Annotated in this window: 6 protein-coding genes; 5 read left to right on the forward strand and 1 reads right to left on the reverse strand. The window is 34.1% G+C overall.

All coding sequences use genetic code 11. The annotated features are described in order from the left end of the window. The 5 genes from obgE to rsfS all read left to right on the forward strand — a co-directional run. A partial coding sequence (obgE, locus tag ACW2QF_RS18225) for a GTPase ObgE (RefSeq protein WP_455717441.1) occupies positions 1-1231 on the forward strand: 1231 nt, incomplete at its 5' end. Between the two features lie 178 nt (positions 1232-1409). Next, complete coding sequence (yhbY, locus tag ACW2QF_RS18230; protein WP_455717442.1) at positions 1410-1712, forward strand: ribosome assembly RNA-binding protein YhbY; 303 nt, start codon at positions 1410-1412, stop codon at positions 1710-1712. A 57-nt stretch (positions 1713-1769) separates the two neighbouring features. Beyond that, a complete protein-coding gene (gene nadD / locus ACW2QF_RS18235; protein ID WP_455717443.1) occupies positions 1770-2378 on the forward strand; it encodes a nicotinate-nucleotide adenylyltransferase in 609 nt (202 codons plus the stop codon). Between the two features lie 27 nt (positions 2379-2405). Continuing rightward, positions 2406-2987, forward strand: coding sequence for a bis(5'-nucleosyl)-tetraphosphatase (symmetrical) YqeK (gene yqeK / locus ACW2QF_RS18240; RefSeq protein ID WP_455717444.1), 582 nt, complete (start codon positions 2406-2408; stop codon positions 2985-2987). Between the two features lie 21 nt (positions 2988-3008). Next, positions 3009-3362: a ribosome silencing factor gene (gene rsfS, locus ACW2QF_RS18245; RefSeq protein WP_455717445.1), complete on the forward strand. Its 354-nt coding sequence runs from the start codon at positions 3009-3011 to the stop codon at positions 3360-3362. Positions 3363-3460: 98 nt separating this feature from the next. Here rsfS and lexA read toward each other — a convergent pair whose 3' ends face one another. Beyond that, positions 3461-4078 (reverse strand): transcriptional repressor LexA, encoded by a 618-nt coding sequence (gene lexA, locus ACW2QF_RS18250; RefSeq protein WP_455717446.1) that lies wholly within the window; start codon positions 4076-4078, stop codon positions 3461-3463. Positions 4079-4256: the final 178 nt, after the last annotated feature.

Consider the following 4256-nt stretch of genomic DNA (forward strand, 5'->3'; position numbering starts at 1 on the left):
TGTTAGTTTTCGTAGAGAACTGTTTGTTCCTGCGGGTGGTCCAGATGGCGGTGATGGCGGTGGCTGCGGAGATTTAATCTTTGAAGTAGATGATGGAATTAATACGCTTAATGAATTCCGTCATATTCGTAAATACTGTGCTGAGGATGGGCAACCTGGTGGTAAGAGACGTTGTCATGGTGCAGATGGAGAAGATATGATCGTTAAAGTACCAGAAGGTACGATTGTAAAAGACGCTGAAACAGGTAAAGTTATTACTGATATGTCACATGAGAACCGTCGTGAGGTAATTCTTAAAGGTGGTTCCGGTGGTAAAGGAAATCAACACTATGCAACACCTACTATGCAAGTGCCTAAGTATGCTCAACCAGGACGTTCTGGAATGGAGATGTACGTTACACTAGAATTAAAGGTTATTGCTGATGTAGGGCTAGTTGGATTCCCTAATGTAGGTAAATCCACATTCTTATCAAGGGTAACTAATGCAAAACCAAAGATAGCAAATTATCATTTTACTACTTTAAATCCAAACCTTGGTGTAGTTGATCTAGAGGGTACAGATGGGTTTGTTATCGCTGATATTCCAGGACTTATTGAAGGAGCATCAGAAGGTATCGGACTTGGACATGAATTCTTAAAGCATATTGAACGTACTAAAGTGATTATTCACATGGTAGATGCAGCAAGTGTAGAAGGACGTGACCCGATTGAAGATATTAAGAAAATTAACGCAGAATTAGAAGCGTATAATCCAGAATTACTTAAGAAACCTCAAGTAATCGCGGCAAATAAGATTGATGTATTCTATGGTGATGATGAAGAAACAACACTTACTTTGATGCGTGAAGAGTTTGAACCACAAGGAATCAAGGTGTTCCCGGTCTCAGCTGTATCAGGTAAAGGTGTGAAAGAACTTCTTTATTATGTGAAACAACAATTAAACAACTTAGCATCTGAGCCAATCACCTTTGAGAGAGAATTCTTCCCAGAGAAGATTGATTACTCTGATGAACCATTTACAGTTGAAAAAGTTGATGAACATGAGTTTTCTGTTGAAGGACCTAGAATTGAAAGAATGCTTGGTTATACAAATCTTGATTCGGAAAAAGGATTTGAATTTTTCCAAAAATTCTTAAAGACGAATGGTATATTAGAACAACTTGAAGAACTAGGAATTGAAGAAGGAGATACGGTTCATATGTATGGATTATCCTTCGATTATTATAAATAAATTGATGTGGTAAGGGCGTGTTTACTCTACGTGGTATATGTAAAGTAAGGAGAGTGCAAGGAAGTTTTTCTTCTTTGTGCGAGGAACCCTTGCAAGGAAACTATTATATATAAAGAAAAATAACAACTATTTGATATCAGCAATGATATTATTTGAATAGTTACGAAAGGAATAGAGTATGACAAGCAAACAAAGAGCGTATTTAAAAGGATTAGCAATGACAATTGATCCTATTTATCAAGTAGGTAAAGCAAGTATTACACCAGAATTTACTTCTGGTATCAATGAAGCACTAGAAGCAAGAGAATTAATCAAAATTAGTGTATTAAAAAATTGTATGGACAATCCAAAAGAAATCGCACAAATTCTTGCAGAGAGAACGAAATCAGAGGTAGTTCAAGTTATTGGAAAGAAAATTGTTCTTTATCGCGAATCAAAAGAAAATAAAAAAATCGAATTACCAAAAGTTAAGAAACAATAGGTGTATTATATAGTTACTATTTAAATAGTAGTTATCTTGGTGCAGATAGGAGTAAGTATGAAGAAAAAGAAAATTGGTATTATGGGTGGAACATTCAATCCGATTCATCTAGGTCACCTTATCTTAGGGCAGACTGCGTTAGAACAATTCCAATTAGATAAAGTGATTTTCATGCCTACGAAGAATCCGCCGCATAAGAGATATGATCACATTCTTGATGATGATATACGAGCAAAGATGGTCGAGCTGGCAATTGAAGATAATCCAAATTTTGAGTTATCTACTTTTGAGATGGAGAGAGAAGGTATCACATACACAGCAGATACTTTGTCCAGGTTAACGAAACTACACCCTGATGAAGAATATTATTTTATAGTTGGGGCAGATTCGTTGTTTTATATAGATAAATGGAAAGATCCAGCTACAATTTTTAAATTGTCAAAGCTTATTGCTGCGATACGTGACCATAAATCAATCGAGGAGATGGCTCAAAAAAGTGCTGCACTTAATGAAATATTTCACGGTTCTATTGAATTATTGAACTCACCGAATATTGATATATCATCCAGTGACATAAGAGAACGTATAAAGAATGGTATGGATATTCGATATTATGTAACACCAAAGGTAGCTAGCTATATTCAAAAGAATAAATTGTATATTTAATTAGTAAATGAATAAGACGAATGCGTAATGGAATATGATTTTCTAGAATTACAAGATGCAATGAGAAAAGTTTTAAAACCAAAACGATATCTACATTCATTAGGTGTTCAGTTTACATGTGCATCCTTAGCTATGCGTTATGAATGTGATATTATGAAAGCACAAGTGGCAGGAATTTTACATGATCTGGCCAAATATTATGATGCGAGTGAACAAATAAGCCGTTGTGAACAAAATAATATTCCGATCTCAGATATAGAAAGAAAACAACCATATCTGCTACATGGAAAACTTGCAGCATGTTACGCAAAAAGTGAATATGGTATAGAAGATGAAGAGATTTTACAAGCAATGGCATATCACACAACTGGGAAACCAGATATGTCAAAACTCGAGAAAATTGTTTTCCTTGCTGACTATATTGAACCATCAAGAAGGATGATTCCTGGACTTACGGAGATCAGAAAACTAGCATTTGAGGATTTAGATTTGGCTGTATATACAACCTTGAAAAATACACTTAATTACTTAAAATCCAATGGTCAAACCATTGACAATACTACGATTGAAGCATATGAATATTATAAAGATATTGTTGGTAATAAATAACAAGAAAGGCGGAATTTTATAATGGATTCAGCAAAACAAATGGCTCTAATTGCATACGATGCAATGGAAGATAAAAAAGCAGAAGATATTAGAATTATTGAAATCGGAGAAATCTCAACAATTGCAGATTACTTTATCATTGCTAATGGTACAAATAGCTCACAAGTACAAGCTCTAGTTGAGGGTGTAGAAGAAGCATTATCAAAAGAAGGATTTGAACCACAAAGAATCGAAGGAATTCGTTCATCTAACTGGGTTTTAATGGATTACGGCGATATTGTTGTTCATATTTTCTCTAGGGAAGATCGTTTATTCTACGATTTAGAAAGAATATGGAGAGATGGTAAGACATTATCAGTTGAAGATCTTCAATAAGAATAATTAAATATAATAGAAAATACTGCACCATTCAGAATGAGTGGTGCAGTATTTTTAGTTATTTATGAATAACACAATCTGATTTGTAAGTCTAATTAATGTAACATACGGAATAACCCAATAACCTTACCTAAGATACTTAATTCATCTACAATGATAGGATCCATTGTATCATTCTCTGGTTGTAATCTAAAGTGGCCGTTCTCTTTATAAAAAGTTTTTACTGTTACAGAATCATCAATTAATGCTACAACAATATCACCATTTTCTGCAGTTGAGGATTTCTCAACGAGGATCTTATCCCCGTCAAAGATACCAGCATTAATCATACTTTCACCTTTAACACGTAACATAAATGTTTCAGCATTAGGCATATCTTCTGCAGGCATAGGGAAGTAACCTTCAATGTTTTCAACTGCTAGTATAGGCTGTCCAGCGGTTACAACACCTACAATAGGTACATTCACAAGTTCCTTTCTAGAAAGGTTAAATCCATCATCAACGATTTCGATAGCACGAGGCTTTGTTGGATCCCTACGGATATATCCGTTCTTTTCAAGCGTTTCTAGATGAGAATGTACACTTGAAGTGGATTTTAGTTTAACTGCTTCGCAGATTTCACGAACAGCAGGTGGATACCCCTTGTTAATAATCTGTGCTTTTATGTATTCTAAAATTTCTTTTTGTTTTGTACTAATTTTACCATAATTCATGGATTGATTCCTCCAATTCTTTATCAATTATAATCTTTCGTTCATTTTATAATTCCTTTTATCTAGCTACATTATATCATGTTTAAATAAAAAATGCAAAACATTTGTTCGTAGATATAAAAAACCATTGACAAAAGAACAAATGTTCGCTATGATATAAAAAGATAACAAGTACATA

The sequence above is a fragment of the Anaerosporobacter sp. genome, from assembly GCF_965301125.1.